The organism is Novosphingobium sp. BL-A-41-Hi4A-0G (assembly GCF_055521735.1).
Window position 1 is genome coordinate 2731026 of the sequence record NZ_CM145501.1, and the last position, 21704, is coordinate 2752729.

The following is a 21704-nucleotide window of genomic DNA, read 5'->3' on the forward strand; positions in this document are numbered from 1 at the left end:
GATCACAGTCCGGTCAGGTTCTGGAGCTGCAGGATCGGCAGCAGGATGGCGAGGATGATGAGCGCGACCATGGTGCCCATCACCACGATGATCGCGGGTTCGAGCAGGGCCATGGCAGCGGCGGTGAAAGCTTCGAACTCGCGCTCGAGATAATCGGCGGCGCGTTCGAGCATGGTGCCGAGCTGGCCCGCGGCCTCGCCACTGGCGGCGAGATAGACGAGTAGCGGCGGGAACGTCCCGGCCTCGCGCAGCGCGGTTGAGAGCGAGCCGCCGGCGCGGACCTTCTCGGAAATGCCCGCGAGCGATTGCGCCTGCACGGCGTTGGAAACAGTGCGCGTGGCGAGGCGCAGGCCATCGACCAGCGGCAGCCGCGCCTCGATCATCGTGGCAAGCGTGCGGGCGAGGCTGGCGGCGTGGACGTCCCGGATCAGTTTGCCGATGAAGGGCAGGCGCAGCAGGGCCGCATCGAAACGGAGCTTGAAGGCGGGCTGTCGCAAGGCGCGAACGAAGGCGATCACCGCCAGCGCGATCAGCACGAGCAGCGCCCACCACCACGTGCTGAGGAACTGCGAGATACCGATCACCACGCGCGTCAGCATCGGTAGCTGGCGGCTGGCGTTGTCGAACTGCTCGACCACCCGGGGGACAACCGAGATCATCAGGCCGGTGACGACCGCAATCGCCACGAACGACAGCACGATGGGATAGGCGAGCGCGGCGATGATCTTGCCGCGCACCTGAGCCTGCCGCTCCAGCATGTCGGCCAGTCGATCAGCGATGGCAGGAAGGCTGCCGGAGTTCTCGCCCGCAGCAATCATCGCGCGGTAGATTGGCGGGAAGCTCGGCTCCTCGCGCCGCATCGCCTCGGCCAGCGGCAGGCCTTCGACGATTCCGGCGTGGACGTTGGACAGGATGCCTTGCGCCTTGGGCTTCTCGGTCTGGCGCGCGATGGTGCGCAGGGTTTCCTCGAGCGGGCTGACGACCATCAGGGAGGACAGCTGCCGGGTGAACAGCGCAAGCTGCTTGGCCGAAAGCTTGGTGGCGAACAGCGCAATGCCGCTGGTGCTGGTCGCCGCGCGACGGGCAGAGGCGGCGGCATCGGGCTGGACGCTGACCACGTACCATTCGCGCGCGGCGAGTTTCTCGCGCGCGGCGGCTTCGGTGGCAGCCTCGATTGCGCCGCGCCGTTCTGTGCCCTTGGGGTCAATCGCGTGATAGGCAAAACGCGCCATCAGCCGTCCCGCCGCATGATGCGCGCCGCTTCCTCAGGCGAGGTCGTGCCATCCTTGACCATCCGCCGCACGGCCTTGGCGAGCGTAGGGGAATCCGCGAAGGCGTGGCGCGCAATGGCCGCTTCGTCGGCGTTGTCGTGGATCATCTGGCGGATCGCATCGTCCACCCGCAGCGCCTCGAACACGCCGACGCGGCCCTGATAGCCGGTCTGGCCGCATTCGACGCAGCCCTTGGCGGTGTGGACCACGCGCCCGGCCTTCATCCCCAGCACATCGGCCATGCCCGCATCGAGAACGCGTTCTTCGCGGCAATGGGGGCACAGGCGACGCACAAGCCGCTGCGCGATGACGGCGCGCAGGGTGGAGGCGAGCAGGAACGGCTCTACCCCCATGTCGCGCATCCGCGTGATCGCGCCCGCTGCATCGTTGGTGTGGACGGTCGAAAGCACGAGGTGGCCGGTGAGCGAAGCCTGCACGGCGATGTCCGCCGTCTCGCGGTCACGGATTTCGCCGACCATCACGACGTCGGGATCCTGGCGCAGGATTGCGCGCAAGCCCGCTGCGAACGTGAGGCCGACCTTGGAATTGACCTGCGTCTGGCCGACGCCATCCACAGCGTATTCCACAGGGTCTTCCACAGTCAGGATATTGCGCGCACCGTCGTTCAACCCGCGCAGCGCGGCATAGAGCGTGGTGGTCTTGCCCGAGCCGGTCGGTCCGGTGACCAGCACGATGCCGTTGGGCTCGCCAATGGCGCGGCGCAGCGTGTCCTCGGCCTTGGCGTCGAGACCCAACCCGGCGAGGTCGATCCCGGCGTTCTCCTTGTCGAGCAGGCGCATGACCACCCGCTCGCCCGCGCGGTTGGGCAGGGTCGAGACGCGGACGTCAACCAGCTTGCCGCCGAGGCTCAACGAGATACGTCCGTCCTGCGGCACGCGCCGCTCGGCAATGTCGAGCCGCGCCATGACCTTGATGCGGCTGACCAGCACCGGAGCGACATGCGGCGGCATCCGCAGCTTCTCGGTCAGGACCCCGTCGACGCGCATCCGCACGACCAGCGCGGTCTCGTAAGGTTCGATGTGAATGTCCGAAACGCCCTGCCGCAGGCTCTCGGCGATCAGGCCGTTTATCAGGCGGATCGCCGGGGCGTCGTCGGCACTGTCCAGCAGGTCCTCGGCGGTGGGCAGGCCGAGCGCGAGCGGATCGAGCCCGTCATTGGCAATGCCCATGTCGCCCGCCACGGCGGCGGCTGCGCCGTCCATGGCGTAGGCATCAGCCAGCAGCTTCTCGAACTCGCCCGCGCTCACGCGGTTGACGACAAGCTCACGGCCCAACGCGCTGCGCAGATCGAGCAGGCCCAGCGCCCGTGCCCCTTCGCGCATCGCCACCACCGCGCGATCGTCATCGATGCTTTCGACCAGCAACCCGTTGTCGCGCGCGAAGGCATAGGGCACCGGCGCATGGGGCGCAGGCGTGACGACGGTCACCGCTTCGACCAGCGGCTCGTCGATCCCGTCGATGTCCTGCACGCTGTCCATCGCTCAGTTCTGCGCGCTGCTTGGCGGAAGTTCGGACTGTTCGAGCGGCCCCGGCGTCGCGCGCGGGCGGATCAGCGTATCGCCGGGCGCGACGACCGCGACCTGTGCGGAAGGTGCTGCGGGCAATGTCGCGCCCATGTAGTCGACGATCAGTTCGTCGATGCTCGGCTCCTGCTTGGCATTGAAGTTGACCTGCGCATTGCGCACCACGCCGTAGCGCCGCGCCGCCAGTGCCGCCCGGTCCGCTGCATTGCGCAGGATCGTCGGGCGGATGAAGACCATCAGGTTGGTCTTGACCCGGCTGCGCGCGCGCGACTTGAATGCTTCGCCCAGGAGCGGGATGTCGCCGAGGAACGGCACTTTCTGAAGCGTGCGCTGCTCGTTGTCGTCAAGCAGTCCACCCAGCGCCACGATCTCGCGGTCGCCCACCGTCACCGTCGTCTTGATCTCGCGCTTGTTGATGATCAGTTCGTTCGATGTGCGCGAGACCGTGCCCGCAATGGAGCTGACTTCCTGCCGCAGATCGAGGCGCACCATGTTGCCGGCGTTGATCTGCGGGGTAACGTCCAGTTCGATACCCACGTTCTGGCGCTGGATCGTGCGGAAGCGGTCGTTGAAATTGCCCTGCGACAGCGCCTCGCCAGTTGAAATGGGGACATCCTGGCCGAACAGGATCGAGGCGGGCACGTTGTTGTTGGTGGTGATGTGCGGGGTCGAGAGGATGTTCGAGTTCTTGTCGGTCTGCACCGCATTGATCAGCGCGCCAAGGTAGGTGTCCTTCGACAGTTCGGTGAGGAAGCCGGTATAGGCACCGCTGGCTGAAAGGGCCTTGGTGGCGGCGTTCTCGCGCAACAGGTCTCCGGCCGTGCTGTTGGTCGTGGTGGTCACGGTATCGCCGTTGATCACCGTGGTCGTCTGATTGAGATTGTCAGCCAGCAATCCACCCGCAAGATCGATGATGTTGGGCGAGGAGTTGGAGAAATTCGTCACGGCAAAGGGCTTGTCCTTGCCACCAAACAGCAGCTGGACGCCCAGTTCCCTTGCCACGTTGTTCGATATCTCGACGATGATCGCCTCGACAAGCACCTGCTCCTGCGGCACGTCGAGCTGGCGGATCACCTCGCTGATGCGGCGCTGGTCGTCGGCGGGCGCGGCGATGATGATCGCGTTGGCGCCAGGATAGCGCGTGATCGTCGCCGTCCCGCGCCCGTTGGCAAGCTTGATCGGTCCGGTGCCCAGCCCGCCCGATGTCGCGCCGATCGGGCTCGTCTGAGTGCCACCTGTCGTCGCGGCCTGCCCGGTCGAGCCTTGCGTGCCCGCCGTCGACGTCTGGTTACCGCCCACCCCGCCCAGCGAAACCGGCGCAGAACTGGCCGAGGCTACTTCGCCCCCGCCTTGCCCGCCGAGCAGTCGCTCAAGCACCGGCACGAGCGCTGCCGAATCCGCATAGTCGAGCCAGACGACCTTGATCTCGCCGCCCAGCGCAGCCTTGGCATCGAGCTGGCGCGCCATCGCCGCCATCTTGGCCAGCGTGGCCGGCTCGCCGCGCATCAGCACGGCGTTGGCGCTGTCCACCGCCACGACTGTCGCCAGCGAGCGCGCGCCTTCACCTCCTGGCGGCACCAGCTGGCTGAGCGCAGTCGCAATCTCGCGCGCGCCTGCGTGTTCAAGGATCACCGTCTGCGTCGCGGCATTGTCACGGTCGATATCGGCGAGCAGCGCGCGGATGCGGCGCATATTGTCGGCATAGTCGACCACCACCAGCGAATTGCCCGCCTTGTTGGCGGTAATCGCGCCTTCCTTGCTGATCAGCGGGCGCAGCGTTTCCACGGCCTGCGCCGCGTCGATCGCGCGCAGGCGGATCACTTCGGTGACCATCTGGCTCTGCGCCGCCCCCCTGCTGCCAATGCGGCTGGGATTGGACGCCGCTCCGTCCGACGGCTGGATGCGGAATGCGCCATTGCCGGTCGGCACGGCCACCAAGCCATTGGCGCGCAGGGTGGAAAGGAACACCTCGAAGTATTCCGAACGGCTCAGCGCACGGTCAGACACGACGCTGATCTTGGCCTGCACCCGGCTGTCGACGATGAACGTCCGCCCGGTGACTTCCGCAGCATCGGCCACGAACGCGCGGATGTCCGCCTCACGCACGTTGAGCGTGTACTGCGCCATGGCGGCCTGCGGCACGGCAAGGGCGAGCGCTGCGGCTCCGAGGAGCATCTTCGGGAATAGGAGCTTGCGCAAGGTCATGGTGCCAATGTGATAGCAAGAGGAAGCTGGCGGTCACCGCGACGGACGGTAACCGCAATCGAAGTTCCGGCGCGGATGGCACCGGAGAGCATGGCCGCATCGCCGGGACCGGTCACCGGCTTGCCGTTGACCTCGGTGATCACGTCACCGGGCTGGAAGCCTGCAGCACGAAAGGCAGAGCCATCGCCGGAGGACAGGACCTCGACGCCTACGACCTTCCCACCTTCGGCGCGCGGGCCGAAGTTCACACCGCTGCGCAAGGCCGCCACGCTCACGCCGCCACCCGGCGCGTTTGCAGGAGGTGCCGCAACGGGATTGGCCGCGACCACACCTTGGGCCGTAGGCGCAGGGCCAGATTGATCGAGATAGAGCAGTTCCTTCGCCCCGTTGCGCGAAAGCTCGACATGGTCGAACGCGACGGCAGCCAGCGTGACGCCTGGCTGGACTTCCGCGCCGACGCGATAGACCTGCTGCTGCCCGTCGCCACCTGCGATGATCGCAGTGCCACTGCCATCTGCCATGGCGCGTGTCGCAAAAAGCGTCAGCGCAAGCGAGGTAACCGCGCCCGATTGTTCGGCGGCTGGGCCAGGCGCAGTGCGGTTGAACGGATCGACGCTGGCAAACAGCGCGGCGCGGGCTGTGGGCGACATCGTTCGCACACCTTGCGCCGTCCATTGCCCGAGCGACGATACGGGCGTGACGATGGCCCAGAACAGGGCCGCGCCGAGCAGCGCGATGACCGCAGCGAGTGCCCACCACGCGATCTGGTACAACGACGGCAGCCGGGGACGTGCTCCCGCGATTGCCAGCTTCGTTGCTCCGAGTCTCACGCGCGCAATTCCCCTTCCATCGGCAGGCATAACCCCACGGGGACGATTCACAAACGCCTCCCGTCACTTGATCCACTAAAAGGCCAAGCAGCCGATTGCTACGGTGGTATGACAATCGCTTGGCAATCCCGTCGCAGGCGCGAGCAGGCATGTATGGCGGGGTGACAGGTGTCATGACCTGTGCCTAGGATTACCTGTGCTTCACCTGCTCCCACGCCCGATCCACCGCAATGTGCTGCGCACCGCCCACGCCTTGCGGCTTTGGTGGTGGCGGCGAAGCCGCCGGATCGTGCGGGGCTGCAACGTGATCGCAGCCAACCCTGCAGGCGACGTTCTGCTGGTGCGGCACAGCTACCATGCCCGGACCGTCTGGATGCTGCCCGGGGGTGGTCTGGGACGGGATGAAAGTCCGCTCGATACCGCGAGGCGTGAACTGCTGGAGGAAACGGGTTGCAGGCTGGAACGCGCCGGACATCTGGGCACGATCCTGCTTGATCGCAAAGGCTGGACCAACGCCATCGAACTTGTCACCGGCACGACAAGCGACACGCCGCTCGCCGATGGGCGCGAAATCGAGGAGGCGCAGTTCTTTTCTCCCGATGATCTGCCGACATCAACCAGCGAGGCCGTGCGCGCCATGGTCGTGCGCTGGCTGGAGACTCAGAACGGCAATTCGGCCTGAAGCACAGGCGGCGCCGCGCCTTCCTCCGGTTCGTCAGGCTCCTCGCCTTCGAGGGCTGAAAGCGTCAGGCCCATGAGCCGGATCGGCTTGGGCAACGGCAACTGGGCGTCCAGCAACTCGCGGGCCAGCACCGCGAACTCTTGCTTGTCCGCTATGGCGCGGGGAAGGGATCTGGCCCGCGTGCAAGGCGTGAAGTCATTGAACTTCATCTTGAGCGTGACCGTCCGTCCGCTCGCACCGCTGCGCTCGATCCGCTCCCACACGATCTCGATGATCCGCTCCAGCGTCTCGCGCAGTGCCGAGCCCGACGAAATGTCGCGTTCGAAGGTACGCTCGCCGCCGACCGACTTGCGCGGACGGTCCGCCTTGACCTGCCGCAGGTCGATGCCCCGCGCCGCGCGATAGAGGTAGTCGGCCGAACTGCCGAAGTGTTCGCGCAGGAAGGCGAGGTCCTTCGCGCGCAGGTCCGCCCCTGTTTCGATCCCAAGCCTTGCCATCTTCTCCGCGCCGCGCGGACCGATACCATGGAAGCGCCGCACCGGCAGTGCGGCCACGAACTGCGCGCCCTCACCCGGACGGATCACGCATAGGCCGTCAGGCTTGTTCTGGTCGCTGGCGATCTTGGCGAGGAACTTGTTGTAGGACACCCCTGCGCTCGCCGTCAGCCCGGTTTCGGCGCGGATGCGTTGGCGGATCAGTTCAGCGATCCGCGTGGCCGAGCCGATGCCGCGCACGTCGTCGGTCACGTCAAGGTAGGCCTCGTCGAGCGAGAGCGGCTCGACATGCGGGGTGAAATGCAGGAAAACGCTGCGGATCTGCTGAGAGACGGCCTTGTAGACATCGAAGCGCGGCCTGCGGAAGATCAGGTCCGGGCACAGCTGCACTGCCCGCACCGATGGCATGGCCGAGCGGACCCCGAACAGCCTTGCCTCGTAACTTGCCGCAGCCACCACGCCGCGCCCTGACGATCCGCCGACCGCGACCGGCTTTCCCCGGATCTCCGGATCGTCGCGCTGTTCGACGCTGGCAAAGAAGGCATCCATGTCGACATGGATGATCTTGCGCAAAGCCGGAGTGGTTTCTGACTGGTAGATCAAACTGTCAGCTCATCTCGCGCCTGTGCCGCCATGGGAGCACACTCCCGATGGCTGGCAAATCGTAGTTACCTGACGATCGCGCGCGATGCCAGTGAGATGAGGAACAAACGGGGAATTGAAAACGGGCGACGAAAAGGCAGGCTCAGTTGCTGATGCGGCGCCTCACCCATTTCTTCGGCCGGAGGCGCCTGATCGGTCGCCCGCAATAGCGGCACGTCGAAACCGGGCCGGACGCCAGTTCCAGAACCTCACCCCGCGTGGGTCTGTGCCCGCCGAACACGCACCGCAAGTTCATCTGAATACCCCCACCGAAGGGCTGCGAGCGATACGCTGATTCGCAGCGAATGCATTGTAAAAACGCGACTTCTCACAATGAGATAGCTACTGCATCGATATACGGGGCGCTGCGCATCGCTGATCGCCGGGAAATCTTCGGGCGGCTCGGCCTGAAAGGCCCACGTCAGCATCTGCGCCAGCCCCGCGCGTTTCGCATCGCAACATAAAGGGTGGGATTCTCGATCGATCTCGTCCAGAGGGTCTTAATGCCCTCTAACGATTCCAGTACTCTGCGCCCCGCGCGTGCGATGGGCGAGCGCGAGACCATCGCGATGATGGCACTCGTCATGGCGCTGCAGGCGCTTGCGGTCGATGCCATGCTGCCGGCGCTGGGCGATATTGCACGCGATCTCGACGTGACCGATCCCAACCGCCGCCAATTGGTGGTCGGTTCGTTCCTGCTCGCCTCGGGCTTTGCCTCGCTTGTCCCGGGCTCGCTGGCTGATCGCTACGGACGGCGTCCAGTGCTGCTGACCTGCATCGCGATCTACGTGGTGTTCTCGCTCGCCTGTGCGCTCGTCACGTCGTTCGACACGCTGCTCGCCATGCGCGTAGCGCAGGCGATGGGCTGTGGCGGACTTGCCGTCCTGCCCGGCGCGATCATTCGCGATCGCTTCGCGGGCGACCAGATGGCCAAGCAGATGTCGATCATCTCGGTCGTTTTCCTCGTCGTGCCGATGCTCGCGCCGAGCATCGGGCAGGTCGTCCTGCTCTTTGCCGGATGGCGCTGGATCTTCGTGTTTCTCGCGGTGATGGCGGTCGGCATGGGCGCCTGGGTGTTCATTCGCCTGCCCGAGACGATGCATCCCGAATATCGCCAGCCGATCCGCCCGATGTCGATTGCGATCAACATGGCCGCTGCCGCAACGAACCGCTCGGCCATCGGCTACGTGCTTGGCGGCGCGCTGACCTTCGGCGCGATGATCGGCTACGTGAACTCCTCGCAGCAGCTGGTGGGCGAACACTTCGGGGCGGGCACGATGTTCCCGGTCCTGTTCGGTTTCTCCGCCCTGATGATGGCGGCAGCCAACTTCTCGAACTCACGCATCGTCGAACGCTTCGGCGCGCGCCGGGTCTCGCACACCGCGGTCATCGTGTTCATCGTCGTTAGCGGTCTGCAAACCTGGTTTTCCAGCCGTCCGGACGAGACGCTGTGGCAGTTCATGCCGCTGATGATCACCAACATGATCCTGATCGGCTTCATCGGCGCGAACTTCGGCTCGATCGCGCTTCAGCCGTTCGAGCGGACTGCCGGCACCGCCAATTCGATGCATGCCTTCCTGCGAATGGTGATCGGCTCGGTGATCGGCATCGTCGTCGGGCAGGCTTACGATGGCACCGCGCATCCCCTGGCGCTGGCGCTGCTGATGAGCGGCATCCTCAGCCTGCTGCTGGTCCTGTTCAGCGAGAAGGGCAAGCTGTTCCGCCGCCTCCATCCGCCCGGAACCCCGCGCCCCATCGTGCTGGAGCACTGAGGCAGGGCACAGGTCAGGCCCGCAAGCTGACCACGTTTGCAGCGGGCATGCTGCCGATCAGCGCCAGCGCTTCAGTCGCAGTCTGCGGTCGGCCCAGATGGTACCCCTGCATCAGCCGGATGCCGAGCCCGCGCGCAGTCGCTGCCTGCGATTCGTCTTCCACGCCTTCGATCGTGCAGTCGATGCCGAGCTGCCATGCCAGCGAGATGATCGTGCCCACCAGCGTGCGCGCGCCCGGATCGGTCGCAAGGGCGCGCGAAAGCTCCTGATCGATCTTGATCATGTCGAGCGGCAAGCTGTGCACCTGGCTGAGGCTTGACCAGCCCGCCCCGAAATCGTCGAGCGCAATGCGGAAGCCGCGCGCACGGAACGCCTGAAGCCGCGCCTCGGCACGCCGTGGATCGCCGAGCAGCCCCCGTTCTGTCACTTCGAGAATGATCGAATGCGGCGGCGCGCCGACATCCTCTACCAACCTCGCCAGAGCGTCTGCCGTGCCTCCGCGCATCACGTCGCGCGGACCGAGATTGATCGAAAGCCAGCGCCCATGCTCCCATGCCGGGCACTCGCGCAAGGCGCGTTCCATGACCATGCGGGTCAATTCGCCCGTGCGACCGGTCGCTTCGGCAAGGGACATGAACTGCCCCGGCGGCAACCAGCGGTGCCCGTCCGGGCTCCATCGCGCAAAGGCCTCGAACCCTACCACGCCACCGCCCTCGGCATCGACGATCGGCTGATAGACCAGCCGCAGCCGGTCGGCGAGATTGCTGTCGTTGAACAGGCGCGTGACGGCGGCACGGTCCTGCAGTTCCGCCTCGTCATCGGGGCTGAACACCACCACGGCCCCGTCGGACAGTTCCTTCGCCTTGTAAAGCGCAGCGTCGGCCCTTTCGAGGCAATCGCGCACGCTCTCGCCATCGAGCCGGTGCACCCCGATAGAGCCCGAAAGACGCAGCACGGCGCCGCCATGCAGCACCGGCGCGCACAGCCGCTCCGACAGCGCCATGGCCAGCTTGCGCACCGCGTCTTCTTCGAGCGCCGGATCGAGGACAGCCGCAAACTCGTCGCCCCCAAGGCGTCCGAAGCAGCGCACCCGCTCGAGTTCCTCGAGCCGGTTGGCCACGGCCGCCAGCACGGCATCGCCTGCGGCATGGCCATAGGTGTCGTTGACGTGCTTGAACCCGTCGAGATCGATCAGTGCCAGCCATGCCGGGGGGCGCGTGGTGTCGGTCTCGGCAAGCTCCTCCTCCAGCCGGGCAAGGATCGCGCGGCGGTTGAGCCCGCCAGTCAGCGGATCGACCGTCGCCTGCAACAGGTTCTCCTGCGCCAGTCGCGCCGCTTCGCGCTCGCGCCGGGCAAGCTGCTGGCGGGAGAGTTCGAGGCGGACGAAATCGCGGTGATGGCCATTGGTGATCAGCAGCAGCAGCGTCGTCACCACGACCTGCACCGCCATGACCGGCACCGCGTTGGGATGCCCTCCGAACAGGATCTGGCCCGATGTCGGGATCGTGGTGGCAATCGCGATGCGCAACGCGGTCAGCGGCGAATGGCCCAGCCCGAGGATGCCCGAGAACAGCGTGACCGCCATGATGTAGTGGATGAACGACTGCCCTGCCTCGTCGCCGTAGACGTAGAGCGCCATGCACCACAACGACATCAGGAAGCCTGCCACTGACCCCAGCCAGCTCATGGTCTTCAGATCGTGGCGAAGCATATCGATACTGCGCTCGGCCACCGCCGATGGCCGCCAGTAATGCGCCCGCCACAGTGAAAAGCTGCCCAGCGCGATCGGACCCACTGCGACAAGCCAACCCGGCGCCATCGTGCGAAAGCGCGCCCCCACCAGCAGGAGGTCAAATACTACAACGAGATAGAGCAGCGGCAGGCGATGCGAGAGGCTATGCGCGTACGCGAGGGTGAAGTTGTCGCCCTCGCGCTGTTGCCAGCGGCCGCCAGAGGCGCGCGCCAGTCGAGAAAGACGGCCATGCAGCCATCCCCAAGCAGCGCGCGTGCGTGACCCCGTAAACATCGGGACATGGATAATACGAGCCAGTTAACAGGCAGTAAGGGGCCACACGCAACGGGACGAACCGAAGGCGGCAAAGGCCGAAGCGAACTCCCGCCAGATGCGTACCGTCAATCCGAAAGCGCGGCGACCAACGCCTTGACCTTCTTCTGCCGCCATTGCGGCAGCGGCGCGACGAGCCAGTAGCCGCGTCGCGAAATCTCGGGCTCGCCCTGTACCACCACACGGCCCATGCCGATGGCGTTGTCGACCAGTTGGTAGGGAACATGCGCTCGGCCAAGGCCAGCGCTGGCCGCGCTGATCGCCGTGCCGGCATCGCCGACCGAGAAGCCCACGTCACCCCCGCCCGGTGCAGGATCGCCCGGCCAGCCGATCCACGGGCAGTCCGGCGCTGCATCGGGCGCGGCGACGGTAACCATCAGCGGCTTGCCCAGCGCAATGCCTTCAAGCTCGCCCGGCCCTTCGGCCCAGCGCACCGCGAGATCGAGATTCGCCTCGGTGAAGTCGATATCGGCATCGCCGCCCACCAGCGAGAAGCGCATCTGCGGATTACCTGCGCGAAACGCCGCAAGCCGGGGCGAGAGCCACGCGGCGAAGAAATCACGTGGACAGGCAATGGTATAGACGTGGCTCGATTGCCCGGCCTGCATCGCCTGCACGCCTTCCTCGAACCGCAGGAATCCCTCGCGGATAGCGTCGAGCCCCGCAATCGCCTCGTCGGTCAGTTCCAGACCCTTGGACGTACGGCGGAACAGCACCACGCCCAGCAGATCCTCAAGCGCGCGAATCTGCTGGCCCACGGCTGCAGGCGTCACTGCCAACTCGTCAGCCGCGCGGGTGAACGAGAGGTGCCGGGCCGCAGCATCGAGCACGCGCAGGCCATTGAGAGGAAGGTGCGTCCGCTTCATTGCGAACCGGCTTTAGTTGGCAGGAGCGGGCGCTGCCAGCGGAAAGAACGGAATCGCGACATCAAACAGCGAACCATCTGCCCGCTGCATCGTGTAGTGGCCTTCCATGCTGCCGCTGTGGGTGCCCAGCGGGCAGCCCGAAACATAGTCATGGCTCTGCCCCGGCTGAAGCACCGGCTGTTCGCCGACCACGCCATCCCCATCGACGAAATTGACCATGCCCCGGCCATCGGTGATCCGCCAGTGGCGCGAAAGCAGTTGGACCGGCTGGTCGCCGTCATTCTCGATACGGATATGATAGACCCAGAACCATTTGCCCGCCTCCACCCGCGACTGTTCGGGCAGAAAGTTGACGGCGACTCGCACCGTGACCCCATCGGTCAACGCGGCATGCTGGAAAAGCTGCTTCATGTCCCTCAAACTACCGCAGATCGAGAGATGTTCCAACGAGCTTATGCATCTTTCACATGCTTGCCCTGCGGAATTTTCAGGCGCAGAGCCTCACGGCGATGCTGATCCGCACCCCGGCCATTCTCTGTTCGGTCCTGCCCAATGGCGAGCACGGTGCTGTCGTGCGCCTGATGACCGCAGATCACGGGCTTGCCGCGGCCTATGTGGCGGGAGCGCGGGGGCGGACCTTGCGTCCGGTCCTGATCCCGGGCAACCTGCTCGATGTCGAGGTGCGCGGTCGTGCCGCCTCGCAATTGCCCTCCGCCCGGGTCGAGCTTGTCGCCAGCCGCGGGCCGTGGCTGTCCGAACCGCTGCCCAGTGCCGGGATCGGCTGGGCCTGTGCGCTGACCGCATCGACCCTGCCCGAAGGCCACCCCTACCCCTTGCTGCACGATTCGCTTGCCTCGCTGCTTGATGCGATCTGCCATGCGCCGTCTGCGCGCGGCTGGGCGCGGGTGCTGGCGGGTTACGAAGTCCTGCTGCTGCGCGAGGTCGGTTATGGCACCACGCCTGCTCCGCCGCCTGAGGAGCCCTGGCCGGATCTGCTTGCCCGGCTCGAACGGCAGGGCAAGGCAATTGGCAACCGCCTGCTTGCCGATCGGGCGCGCGATGTTATGGGGTCCCGCGCGATTCTGCTCGACAGGCTAAGACGGATAAGCGGCGAGTAAGCGCAAGCACGAAGGGGTATTCATGAAGATTGCGGTTCTGCCCGGTGATGGCATCGGTCCCGAAGTGACGCGTGAAGCGGTCCGCGTGATCGAAGCGCTCGGCCTTGGCGACATCGAGATGAAGGAAGCCCCGGTCGGCGGCGCGGCCTACAAGGCCTATGGTCACCCGCTCCCGCCCGAAACGCTCGAAATCGCCCGCCTGTCCGATGGCATCCTGTTCGGCGCGGTCGGCGATCCTGATTGCGATTCGCTCGAACGCCACCTACGCCCGGAACAGGCCATCCTCGGCCTGCGCAAGGCGCTCACCCTCTTCGCCAACCTGCGCCCGGCCAAGGTCTTTGCAGGCCTCGAAGGTCATTCGGCGCTGCGTCCCGAAGTGGCAGGCGCGATCGACATGGTCATCGTGCGCGAGCTCAACGGCGACGTCTATTTCGGCGAGAAAGGCTTCCGCACCGCCGCCAATGGTGACCGCGAAGGCTACGATGTGATGTCGTACAGCGAGAGCGAAGTGCGCCGCATCGCCCATGTCGGCTTCCGCACCGCGATGGGCCGCGCCAAGCGCCTGTGCTCAGTCGACAAGGCCAACGTGCTCGAAACCAGCCAGCTGTGGCGCGACGTGGTGATCGAGGTTGCCAGGGAATACCCCGAAGTCACGCTTGAGCACATGTACGTCGACAACGCCGCGATGCAGCTCGTGCGCGCGCCGGGCAAATTCGACGTGGTGCTGACTGGCAACCTGTTCGGAGACATCCTCTCGGATCAGGCTTCGATGTGCGTCGGCTCCATCGGCCTGCTCGCCTCGGCCTCGCTGGGCGAACGCCAGACCGCGCACGGCACCTTCGGCCTCTACGAGCCGATCCACGGCTCGGCCCCGGACATCGCAGGGCAAGGCCTCGCCAACCCGATGGCGACGATCCTTTCGGCGGCCATGCTGCTGCGCCATTCGCTTGGCCTGGCAGCGGCTGCGGACCGCGTGGAAGCCGCCGTTGCCAGGACCTTGGCCGATGGCGTGTTCGGGCGCGACCTTGGCGGGACCGCCGGGACGACGGAAATTGGTGACGCGGTGCTCGCAAGGCTCTAAGGGCCGCAACCGATGCTCCAGCTAGCCGTAATCCTGCCGACCTATCGCGAGCGCGCCAATATCGCGCCGATGGTCGCACGCCTCGATGCCGCGCTTCAGGGCGTGGCTTGGGAAGCGATCTTCGTCGACGACAACAGCCCCGATGGCACCGCCGACGAAGTGCGCCGCATCGCGCTCGAAGATCCGCGCGTCCGGGTGATCGAGCGCATCGGCCGTCGGGGCCTAGCCTCGGCCGCGATCGAGGGCATGTGCGCCACCGCCGCGCCGATCGTCGCGGTGATGGACGCTGACCAGCAGCACGATCCGGAACTGCTGCCGAAGATGCTCGCAGCGGTCGAGGGCGGCGAATACGACCTCGCCTATGCCTCGCGCTTTGCCGAAGGGGCGAGCACCGAAGAATGGGGCCGCCCGGACCGGGTCAAGGCCTCGGGCCTTGCCAACCGCATCGCCAACAAGGTGACCGGCGTCGAACTTTCGGACCCGATGAGCGGGTATTTCATGCTTCGCGCCGAGACCCTGCGGGCCGACGCGCATCGCCTGTCCGGCGTCGGCTTCAAGATCCTTCTCGATATCCTTGCGACGGTCGACCGCCCGCTCAAGGTCAAGGAATTCCCCCTCAACTTCGTTGCCCGTGTCGAGGGCGAGAGCAAGCTGGACCAGACCGTAGTGTTCGAATTCCTCGTTGGCCTTTACGACAAGTGGCTCGGTCGCATCATCCCGACGCGCTTCGCGCTGTTCGGCACCGTGGGCGCAATGGGCGTTGCGGTCCAGCTGGGTGCGCTGTGGGTGCTGCTCAAGCTGATCGCGGGCGAACGCTTCGTCTATGGCAACTGGTCGGAAAGCGCGACGTTCAACACCGCCAACACTCTGGCGGCGATCATCGCGATGACCTTCAACTTCGTGCTGAACAATGAGTTGACCTATTCCGACAAGCGCCTGCGCGGCTTCGGCCCGCTGCTGCGCGGTTGGGCCCAGTTCGGCCTGACATGCTCGCTCGGCCTGCTCACCAACATCGGCTCGGCCGCCGTGCTCAAGACCATCGGCTTCCATGCCGTGATCGCGGTGATTGTCGGCATCGTGCTCGGCTCGGTCTGGAACTTCGCGCTGTCCTCGCGCTTCGTCTGGGGCAAGTACTGATTTGCGCGCGGTCGCGGGAGTACCGGGACCGCAGGCGCTTCTGCTCGGGGCTACCGCAGCGGGCGCGCTGTTCAGCCTGATCGATACGCCTTACCCCGCCCTCGCCCCGCTGCAGAACCTGCCGACGCTGGTGATCGTCGCAGGCCTCTGGCTCGCGCTGCGCCGCTGGCCCACGCCGACCAGTGCGCTTGCCTGCATCGCGCTGTTCATGGCGCTCCACACGATCGGCGGGCGCTACATCTATTCCTACGTGCCCTACGAGCGCTGGCTCGCCACGCTCGGCTTGCCCTCGGTCGACCACGCCTTCGGCCTGCCGCGCAATTCGTGGGACCGGCTTGTCCATTTCAGCTTCGGTGCCTTGTGGGTCTGGCCCATCGCCTGCTGGCTCTCACGCCATCGCGGCCTGTCGCTGGGCCTTGCAACATACATCGCGGTCGAGTTCGTCCTTGCCGGAAGCGCGATCTATGAAATCTTCGAATGGCAGCTGACGGTCGTCATGGCCGGGCCTGACGCCGATGCCTACAACGGCCAGCAGGGCGATAACTGGGACCCGCAGAAGGACATGGCGCTGGCCGGGCTTGGTGCAATCACAACCGTAATCTGGCTACGCCTGCGCCGTTACTTCCAGCTCTCCAGCCAGGTGTAGTCCCGGTAGGAATCCTTGGCGGGAAGTTTCGCCGCCGAGATGATCGGGTAGAACCCGATGAACATCCCGAAGGCCAGCACCAGCGTCACCTTGGCAGGCCAACGCAACCCCAGATCCCACCACTCCGCCAGCACCAGCGCCAGCGCGGCGAGCAGAAAGCAGCTGGCCAGCATGTAGTGGTAGTAGAACTGCACCGGCTTGCCGTTGATCGCCCAGAAGCCGACCAGCAGCGCATAGGCCGCAAACACCAGCAGGTGCAGCTTCTTCCCGCCCTTGATCCCGTCCCACGCGCAGAACAGCAGCGCGGGCAGGCCTGCCAGCATCGTGAACGGATTTCCCAGCATGAGCACGCCGCGCTGCGCGCCGTCGACGTTCTCGTAGAGGAACCAGATCGGGCGGATGTTGGCCATCCACTGCCACCACCGGCTCATATAGGTGTGCGGCTTCTTCACGCTGTCCTGCAGCTGCAGCATGTATTGCTGCCAGTGCCACAACTTGCCCAACGAAAGCGGGTCCTTCTCATAGAAGAAGGCGGGCAGGAACGTGGCGAAATAGACCAGGAGCGGCAGCACGCCGAGCCAAAGCGCCGCCTCGATCACCGAAACGCCCGGCACCGGCCCCGCCCCGCGCGAGGACCATAGCAGGCCCAAGCGCTCGCCCTTCAGGGCTTCCCACCGGTTCCACACGAACAGCAGTCCCGGCAGCGGCAGCAGCAGCACGCCGTTCCACTTGGCTCCGAGCGAGAGCCCCATGAACACCCCGGTCAGCACCAGATGCAGCCGCGCCCGTCCGACCCTGCCTGAAGGATTGCGCCACGCCAGCGCCCATTGCCATACGGCGAGCGCCATGAACCCGCCCATCGCCATGTCGAGAATGGCAATGCGCGACATCATGAACCAGATGAAGTTCGTCGCCAGCAGCAGCCCGAACAGGATCGTGGCGGTACGCGAAAGGCTCGCCCACCACAGGCTGCGCATCATCGCCCAGAGCCCGATGCCGCCGAGCACCGCCGAGGGGAAGCGCCAGCCGAACGGCGTATCGCCGATCCATTCCATCGACCACGCAATCAGTTGCTTGGCGACCAGCGGATGTTCGGGATTGAGCCGCGCCGTCAGGTCGATCAGCCGCCGTGCTGCGGGCAGGTAATGAATCTCGTCGAACATCGGCTTGGACGGAATCCCCAACCGATGCAGCACCGCGAAGAAAAACACCGCCGCGATGACCCCGCACCACATGGCTGGGTCCCTGTCGCGCGAAACTGTCTGAAGCGTTGGCGTCATGCCCCCTGACCGATAGGGCGCTCGCGCCCGCTTCGCAATCCCGCCGCTTGCGCGCAGGCCCCTTGAAAACTAAGGCAGCCCCCATGAAACGCACGACTGGCCAGGACCGTTCGATCACGCAAAAGTGGCGCCCCGCAACGCAAGCCGTTCGCGGCGGCACCTGGCGCTCCGAAATGGGCGAGACGTCCGAAGCACTGTTCATCACCTCGGGCTTCACTTACGACGATGCCGCCACCGTCGCCGCGCGCTTTGCCGGCGAGGCCGAAGGCATGACCTACTCGCGCCTGCAGAACCCCACGGTGCAGATGCTCGAAGAACGCATCGCCCTGATGGAAGGCGCCGAGGCTTGTCGCACGCAGGCCACCGGCATGGCCGCGATGACCACCGCCCTGCTCTGCCAGCTTTCGGCCGGAGACCACATCGTCGCCGCCAAGGCCGCGTTCGGCTCATGCCGCTGGCTGGTTGATAACCTCCTGCCGCGCTTCGGCATCACCGGCACCACAATCGATGCGTCCGACAACTCCGCGTGGGAAGCCGCGATCAAGCCCAACACCAAGGTGTTCTTCTTCGAAAGCCCCGCCAACCCGACGATGGACGTGGTCGATCTCGAGTTCGTCTGCGGCCTCGCGAGGCGCCACGGCATCACCACCGTGGTCGATAACGCCTTTGCCACCGCCGCACTCCAGCGCCCGATGGACTTCGGTGCCGATGTCGTCGCCTATTCCGCGACCAAGATGATGGACGGACAGGGCCGCGTCATGGCAGGCGCGGTCTGCGGTTCGGCGGACTGGATCAACAACGTCCTCCTGCCCTTCCAGCGCAACACCGGCCCCAACATCGCCGCGTTCAACGCATGGGTCGTGCTCAAGGGCCTCGAAACGCTGGACCTGCGCATCCACCGCCAGAGCGAGAATGCGCTAAAGGTCGCCAGCTTCGTCGAAGGTCGCGTCCCCCGCCTGCTCTACCCGCACCTGCCCAGCCACCCGCAATACGAGCTGGCGAAGAAGCAGATGAAGGCGGGCGGCACGATCTTCTCGTTCCATCTCGACGGTGGATTGAAGCAAGCCCACGCCCTGCTCGATGCGCTGCAACTGATCGACATCTCCAACAACATCGGCGATTCGCGCTCCTTGATGTGCCACCCGGCCTCGACCACGCACTACGGCGTCGGCCCCGAAACCCGCGCCGACATGGGCGTGGGCGAAGGCATGTTGCGCCTGAACGTCGGGCTGGAAGATCCGGACGACCTGATCGAGGATCTCGACCAGGCCCTGCGCGCGGCAGGTCTCTGACTCCAACCGCCTGATATTGCGCCATTCCGGTTGCATCCCGTTCGCCTTGCCCTAAGAAGGCAGGCGGGTGGGGTCGCAACGGAGCATGCAAATTGCTGGCCGAGGCGCATCTTTCTGCCATCATCCAGTCTTCCGACGACGCGATCATCAGCAAGGACCTGCAAGGCACGGTCCTGAGCTGGAATCCGGCCGCCACAAAGATCTTCGGCTTCGCCGAGGCCGAGATGGTCGGGCAGTCGATCCGTCGCCTGATCCCGCCCGAGCGGCAGGACGAAGAGGACGAGATTCTCGCCCGCATCGCGCGCGGTGAGCGGGTCAAGAGCTTCGACACCATCCGCCAACGCAAGGACGGCACCGAAATCGCCGTCTCGCTGACCGTCTCGCCGATCTGCGACAAGGCGGGCCGCATCGTCGGCGCCAGCAAGATCGCCCGCGACATCACCGCGCGCGAACGCGGTCAGCAGGCCCTGCGTGAAAGCGAAGCCCGTTTCCGCATGCTCGCCGACAACATCTCGCAACTGGCGTGGGTTGCGGACGAGAGCGGTGCCATCGGCTGGTACAACAAGCGCTGGTACGACTACACCGGCGTGATCGAGGGCGAGACAGACGCATGGGGCTGGGACCGTGTCCACCATCCCGATCACCTCAAGCGCGTCACCGAACACTTCCGCGCCAGCATCGCGGCGGGCACCGAGTGGGAAGACACCTTCCCGCTGCTCGGCAGGGACGGTACCTACCGCTGGTTCCTTTCGCGCGCCAAGCCGATCCGCGACGAGCTAGGTCACATCCTCTACTGGTTCGGCACCAATACCGACGTGACCGAAATGCTCGCCAAGGAAGAGCAGATTCGCGTCCTGCTGATGGAAGTGAACCACCGCTCCAAGAACCTGCTCTCGGTCGTCCAGGCTCTTGCCCGCCGCTCGGGCTGCAGCGACGGCGAATTCCTCCGCCGCTTCGAAAGCCGCCTTTCCAGTCTTTCTGCCAATCAGGACCTGCTCGTCCGGCGGGGCTGGTCGACGATCATGATGGACGAATTGGCTGAAGCCCAGCTCGCCATCCTCGGCCGCGAAGCGCGCGCACAGGTAACGACGCGGGGCAGTTCCGTGCCGCTAAGCCCGCGCAGCGCAGAAATCATCGGCATGGCGCTGCACGAACTGGCGACAAACGCGCTGAAGTATGGAGCCCTGAGCTCGCCTGCCGGCCGGGTGGAGTTGTCCTGGGAAGAGCGCGACGGAAACTTCATGCTCGACTGGCGCGAAGCAGGCGGTCCGATCGTGTCCCAGCCCACCCATCATGGCTTCGGCACCACGCTGATGCGGCACATTCCTGCCCGCAGTCTGAACGCCGAAGTGACGCTGGACTACGCGCCCACCGGCCTGCGCTGGCACCTGGTCTGCTCGACCAAAACCGCACGGGCACTGGAAAGCTGAGCGTCAGGCCTCAGCGCGACGCTCGACACAAGACGCCTTTGCCCCGTCCTCGGCCTCGTGCGCCGCGTCCTGCTTGTCTTTGGTAATGAGCCGGTTCTCTGCCCGCCCCATCGTCCAGTTCTTTCCGAGCCGGACCTTGCTGTTGGGCGCGCACCAGATCTCGCCCGATTCGTCGAGCGCGGTGACCCAGATCAGGTTGTGCTCCTGGCCATAGTCGATCATCCCGATCGCATAGCCATCGCCCTTGCCGAGCACATGCAAGGGAATCGTCGGATTGAGTTGCGTAAACACGGATAGCTTCCTGCGGGCGCCGGAGGGCGCGGCCTTGATGCAGGGTCAATCCGTTATCCTCGCCCGAAGTTCCCGAGCCGCAGGATCACTCGGCTTTCGCGGCAGCCTCGAGCGCGGCAATCCGGGCCTTGAGCGCTTCGACTTCCTCACGTGCGGAAGCCGCCAGTTCCTTCACCGCGTCAAACTCTTCGCGGCTGACGAAATCAAGCCCGCCGAACACTTCCTTGGCCTTCTCGCGTGCGTTCTCGCTCGCTTCGCGGCCCATGCCGGCAATCGTCCCCGCCGCGCTGTTCAGCAGCTTGACGAAATCGGCGATGATCGGATTTTCACTCTGCATCGGGCTGGTCCTGACTGGCTTTGCTAGGCGCTATGTGGGCAGCAAAGCCGCTGCCCGCAAGTGCCAATCGGTGCAAGCTCAGATCGCCACGCGCACCGTCGTGGCCGTACCGAACGCACCATCTGCATCGGGATTGAGCCGACCGAACTCGAACGTCAGCACGGCGGCGAAGCACACCCACGCAAGGTAGGGCAGCAGCAACATGCCCGCCACCGGGCGAATCCGCCAGAACAGCACGACCGTCAGCATGATCGCCACGGCCATGGCTACGGTGATCCAGAAAGCGATGGTGATCTGGTGCAGCGCGAAGAACGTGGGCGACCACGAAAGGTTGATCAGCAACTGGACCACGAACATGGCCGTTGCCAAACCGCGCCCCGCCGCGCCGCGTGCGGACAGGATCATCGCCAGCGAAACGCCCATCAGCACATAGAGCACCGACCAGACGATCCCGAAGGCGGCAGGCGGCGGATAGATCGCAGGCTTGACCAGCGCATCGAACCACGGATTGCCCGGACCGCTGCCCGCTGCCTGACCGGAAAGAAAACCGAGCGCGACGATCAGAGGCACCGTGAACAGCGACCAGCGCAGAAGGCTGGCACGCAGCTGACCGGAAGAGGCAAGATAGTTCATGGCACCCGCTAGCAATGCGCAAACCGCGCGATTCGTAAGGGATATTGGCGAGGCCACGCCCGCTGCGCAATCGGAACTCCATCCCGTT

Annotated in this window: 20 protein-coding genes; 8 read left to right on the forward strand and 12 right to left on the reverse strand. The window is 65.6% G+C overall.

Going from position 1 to position 21704, the window contains the following annotated elements:
• Positions 1-2 precede the first annotated feature (2 nt).
• From gspF to ACZ1JX_RS13190, 4 genes are read right to left on the reverse strand one after another with little or no spacing between them, the layout of a single operon-like run.
• The gene (gene gspF, locus ACZ1JX_RS13175; RefSeq protein ID WP_465123978.1) at positions 3-1232 is read right to left on the reverse strand and encodes a type II secretion system inner membrane protein GspF; all 1230 of its coding nucleotides are present in this window, start codon (positions 1230-1232) and stop codon (positions 3-5) included.
• The gene (gspE, locus tag ACZ1JX_RS13180; RefSeq protein WP_465123979.1) at positions 1232-2770 is read right to left on the reverse strand and encodes a type II secretion system ATPase GspE; all 1539 of its coding nucleotides are present in this window, start codon (positions 2768-2770) and stop codon (positions 1232-1234) included. The genes gspF and gspE overlap by 1 nt, the downstream gene beginning before the upstream one ends.
• A 3-nt stretch (positions 2771-2773) precedes the next feature.
• Positions 2774-5020, reverse strand: coding sequence for a type II secretion system secretin GspD (gene gspD, locus ACZ1JX_RS13185; RefSeq protein WP_465123980.1), 2247 nt, complete (start codon positions 5018-5020; stop codon positions 2774-2776).
• Entirely contained in the window at positions 5017-5850 is an 834-nt protein-coding gene (locus tag ACZ1JX_RS13190) for a type II secretion system protein N (protein ID WP_465123981.1), read from the reverse strand. Before ACZ1JX_RS13190 ends, gspD begins: the two co-directional genes overlap by 4 nt.
• 196 nt (positions 5851-6046) lie before the next feature.
• Between ACZ1JX_RS13190 and ACZ1JX_RS13195 the strand changes: the two genes are divergently transcribed.
• Entirely contained in the window at positions 6047-6532 is a 486-nt protein-coding gene (locus ACZ1JX_RS13195) for an NUDIX domain-containing protein (protein ID WP_465123982.1), read from the forward strand.
• Here ACZ1JX_RS13195 and dinB read toward each other — a convergent pair.
• Complete coding sequence (gene dinB / locus ACZ1JX_RS13200) at positions 6511-7629, reverse strand: DNA polymerase IV (RefSeq protein WP_465123983.1); 1119 nt, start codon at positions 7627-7629, stop codon at positions 6511-6513. The two genes, ACZ1JX_RS13195 and dinB, sit on opposite strands and share 22 nt — an antisense overlap.
• A 542-nt stretch (positions 7630-8171) precedes the next feature.
• On the opposite strand from dinB, the gene ACZ1JX_RS13205 reads away from it, so the two are divergent.
• On the forward strand, positions 8172-9440 hold the full coding sequence (locus tag ACZ1JX_RS13205) for a multidrug effflux MFS transporter (RefSeq protein ID WP_465123984.1): 1269 nt from the start codon (positions 8172-8174) through the stop codon (positions 9438-9440).
• 13 nt (positions 9441-9453) lie between these two features.
• On the opposite strand, the gene ACZ1JX_RS13210 is transcribed toward ACZ1JX_RS13205, so the two are convergent.
• The 3 genes from ACZ1JX_RS13210 to apaG all read right to left on the reverse strand — a co-directional run bounded on the left by ACZ1JX_RS13210 (position 9454) and on the right by apaG (position 12782).
• Positions 9454-11466, reverse strand: a complete 2013-nt coding sequence (locus ACZ1JX_RS13210; protein WP_465123985.1) for a putative bifunctional diguanylate cyclase/phosphodiesterase — start codon at positions 11464-11466, stop codon at positions 9454-9456.
• 107 nt (positions 11467-11573) lie between these two features.
• A complete protein-coding gene (locus ACZ1JX_RS13215) occupies positions 11574-12371 on the reverse strand; it encodes a LysR family transcriptional regulator (RefSeq protein ID WP_465123986.1) in 798 nt (265 codons plus the stop codon).
• Between the two features lie 12 nt (positions 12372-12383).
• The gene (gene apaG / locus ACZ1JX_RS13220; RefSeq protein WP_465123987.1) at positions 12384-12782 is read right to left on the reverse strand and encodes a Co2+/Mg2+ efflux protein ApaG; all 399 of its coding nucleotides are present in this window, start codon (positions 12780-12782) and stop codon (positions 12384-12386) included.
• A gap of 98 nt (positions 12783-12880) precedes the next feature.
• On the opposite strand from apaG, the gene recO reads away from it, so the two are divergent.
• From recO to ACZ1JX_RS13240, 4 genes are read left to right on the forward strand one after another with little or no spacing between them, the layout of a single operon-like run.
• The gene (gene recO / locus ACZ1JX_RS13225) at positions 12881-13489 is read left to right on the forward strand and encodes a DNA repair protein RecO (RefSeq protein ID WP_465126415.1); all 609 of its coding nucleotides are present in this window, start codon (positions 12881-12883) and stop codon (positions 13487-13489) included.
• Between the two features lie 22 nt (positions 13490-13511).
• The gene (gene leuB / locus ACZ1JX_RS13230) at positions 13512-14570 is read left to right on the forward strand and encodes a 3-isopropylmalate dehydrogenase (RefSeq protein ID WP_465123988.1); all 1059 of its coding nucleotides are present in this window, start codon (positions 13512-13514) and stop codon (positions 14568-14570) included.
• Between the two features lie 12 nt (positions 14571-14582).
• Positions 14583-15707: a glycosyltransferase gene (locus ACZ1JX_RS13235; protein ID WP_465123989.1), complete on the forward strand. Its 1125-nt coding sequence runs from the start codon at positions 14583-14585 to the stop codon at positions 15705-15707.
• A gap of 1 nt (position 15708) precedes the next feature.
• A complete protein-coding gene (locus ACZ1JX_RS13240; RefSeq protein ID WP_465123990.1) occupies positions 15709-16353 on the forward strand; it encodes a DUF2238 domain-containing protein in 645 nt (214 codons plus the stop codon).
• On the opposite strand, the gene ACZ1JX_RS13245 is transcribed toward ACZ1JX_RS13240, so the two are convergent.
• Positions 16326-17633 carry a phospholipid carrier-dependent glycosyltransferase gene (locus tag ACZ1JX_RS13245; RefSeq protein ID WP_465123991.1) on the reverse strand — a complete coding sequence of 436 codons (1308 nt, stop codon included), beginning with the start codon at positions 17631-17633 and terminating at the stop codon, positions 16326-16328. The genes ACZ1JX_RS13240 and ACZ1JX_RS13245 overlap by 28 nt on opposite strands.
• A gap of 83 nt (positions 17634-17716) precedes the next feature.
• Between ACZ1JX_RS13245 and ACZ1JX_RS13250 the strand changes: the two genes are divergently transcribed.
• Both ACZ1JX_RS13250 and ACZ1JX_RS13255 read left to right on the forward strand, forming a co-directional pair.
• The gene (locus tag ACZ1JX_RS13250) at positions 17717-18925 is read left to right on the forward strand and encodes a trans-sulfuration enzyme family protein (protein ID WP_465123992.1); all 1209 of its coding nucleotides are present in this window, start codon (positions 17717-17719) and stop codon (positions 18923-18925) included.
• A 92-nt stretch (positions 18926-19017) separates the two neighbouring features.
• Positions 19018-20355: a PAS domain S-box protein gene (locus tag ACZ1JX_RS13255; RefSeq protein WP_465123993.1), complete on the forward strand. Its 1338-nt coding sequence runs from the start codon at positions 19018-19020 to the stop codon at positions 20353-20355.
• Between the two features lie 3 nt (positions 20356-20358).
• On the opposite strand, the gene ACZ1JX_RS13260 is transcribed toward ACZ1JX_RS13255, so the two are convergent.
• The 3 genes from ACZ1JX_RS13260 to ACZ1JX_RS13270 form a co-directional block, all read right to left on the reverse strand.
• Positions 20359-20646 carry a hypothetical protein gene (locus tag ACZ1JX_RS13260; protein ID WP_465123994.1) on the reverse strand — a complete coding sequence of 96 codons (288 nt, stop codon included), beginning with the start codon at positions 20644-20646 and terminating at the stop codon, positions 20359-20361.
• A gap of 85 nt (positions 20647-20731) precedes the next feature.
• Positions 20732-20983 carry an accessory factor UbiK family protein gene (locus ACZ1JX_RS13265; RefSeq protein ID WP_465123995.1) on the reverse strand — a complete coding sequence of 84 codons (252 nt, stop codon included), beginning with the start codon at positions 20981-20983 and terminating at the stop codon, positions 20732-20734.
• Positions 20984-21061: 78 nt separating this feature from the next.
• Complete coding sequence (locus tag ACZ1JX_RS13270; protein ID WP_465123996.1) at positions 21062-21616, reverse strand: TspO/MBR family protein; 555 nt, start codon at positions 21614-21616, stop codon at positions 21062-21064.
• Positions 21617-21704: the final 88 nt, after the last annotated feature.

Bases quoted from the DNA above. Each gene is read 5' to 3' on its own strand.
- gspF (WP_465123978.1), bottom strand. From the start codon at position 1,232: ATGGCGCGTTTTGCCTATCACGCGATTGACCCCAAGGGCACAGAACGG.
- gspE (WP_465123979.1), bottom strand. From the start codon at position 2,770: ATGGACAGCGTGCAGGACATCGACGGGATCGACGAGCCGCTGGTCGAA.
- gspD (WP_465123980.1), bottom strand. From the start codon at position 5,020: ATGACCTTGCGCAAGCTCCTATTCCCGAAGATGCTCCTCGGAGCCGCA.
- ACZ1JX_RS13205 (WP_465123984.1), top strand. From the start codon at position 8,172: ATGCCCTCTAACGATTCCAGTACTCTGCGCCCCGCGCGTGCGATGGGC.
- ACZ1JX_RS13210 (WP_465123985.1), bottom strand. From the start codon at position 11,466: ATGTTTACGGGGTCACGCACGCGCGCTGCTTGGGGATGGCTGCATGGC.
- ACZ1JX_RS13215 (WP_465123986.1), bottom strand. From the start codon at position 12,371: ATGAAGCGGACGCACCTTCCTCTCAATGGCCTGCGCGTGCTCGATGCT.
- apaG (WP_465123987.1), bottom strand. From the start codon at position 12,782: ATGAAGCAGCTTTTCCAGCATGCCGCGTTGACCGATGGGGTCACGGTG.
- recO (WP_465126415.1), top strand. From the start codon at position 12,881: ATGCTGATCCGCACCCCGGCCATTCTCTGTTCGGTCCTGCCCAATGGC.
- leuB (WP_465123988.1), top strand. From the start codon at position 13,512: ATGAAGATTGCGGTTCTGCCCGGTGATGGCATCGGTCCCGAAGTGACG.
- ACZ1JX_RS13235 (WP_465123989.1), top strand. From the start codon at position 14,583: ATGCTCCAGCTAGCCGTAATCCTGCCGACCTATCGCGAGCGCGCCAAT.
- ACZ1JX_RS13245 (WP_465123991.1), bottom strand. From the start codon at position 17,633: ATGACGCCAACGCTTCAGACAGTTTCGCGCGACAGGGACCCAGCCATG.
- ACZ1JX_RS13250 (WP_465123992.1), top strand. From the start codon at position 17,717: ATGAAACGCACGACTGGCCAGGACCGTTCGATCACGCAAAAGTGGCGC.
- ACZ1JX_RS13265 (WP_465123995.1), bottom strand. From the start codon at position 20,983: ATGCAGAGTGAAAATCCGATCATCGCCGATTTCGTCAAGCTGCTGAAC.
- ACZ1JX_RS13270 (WP_465123996.1), bottom strand. From the start codon at position 21,616: ATGAACTATCTTGCCTCTTCCGGTCAGCTGCGTGCCAGCCTTCTGCGC.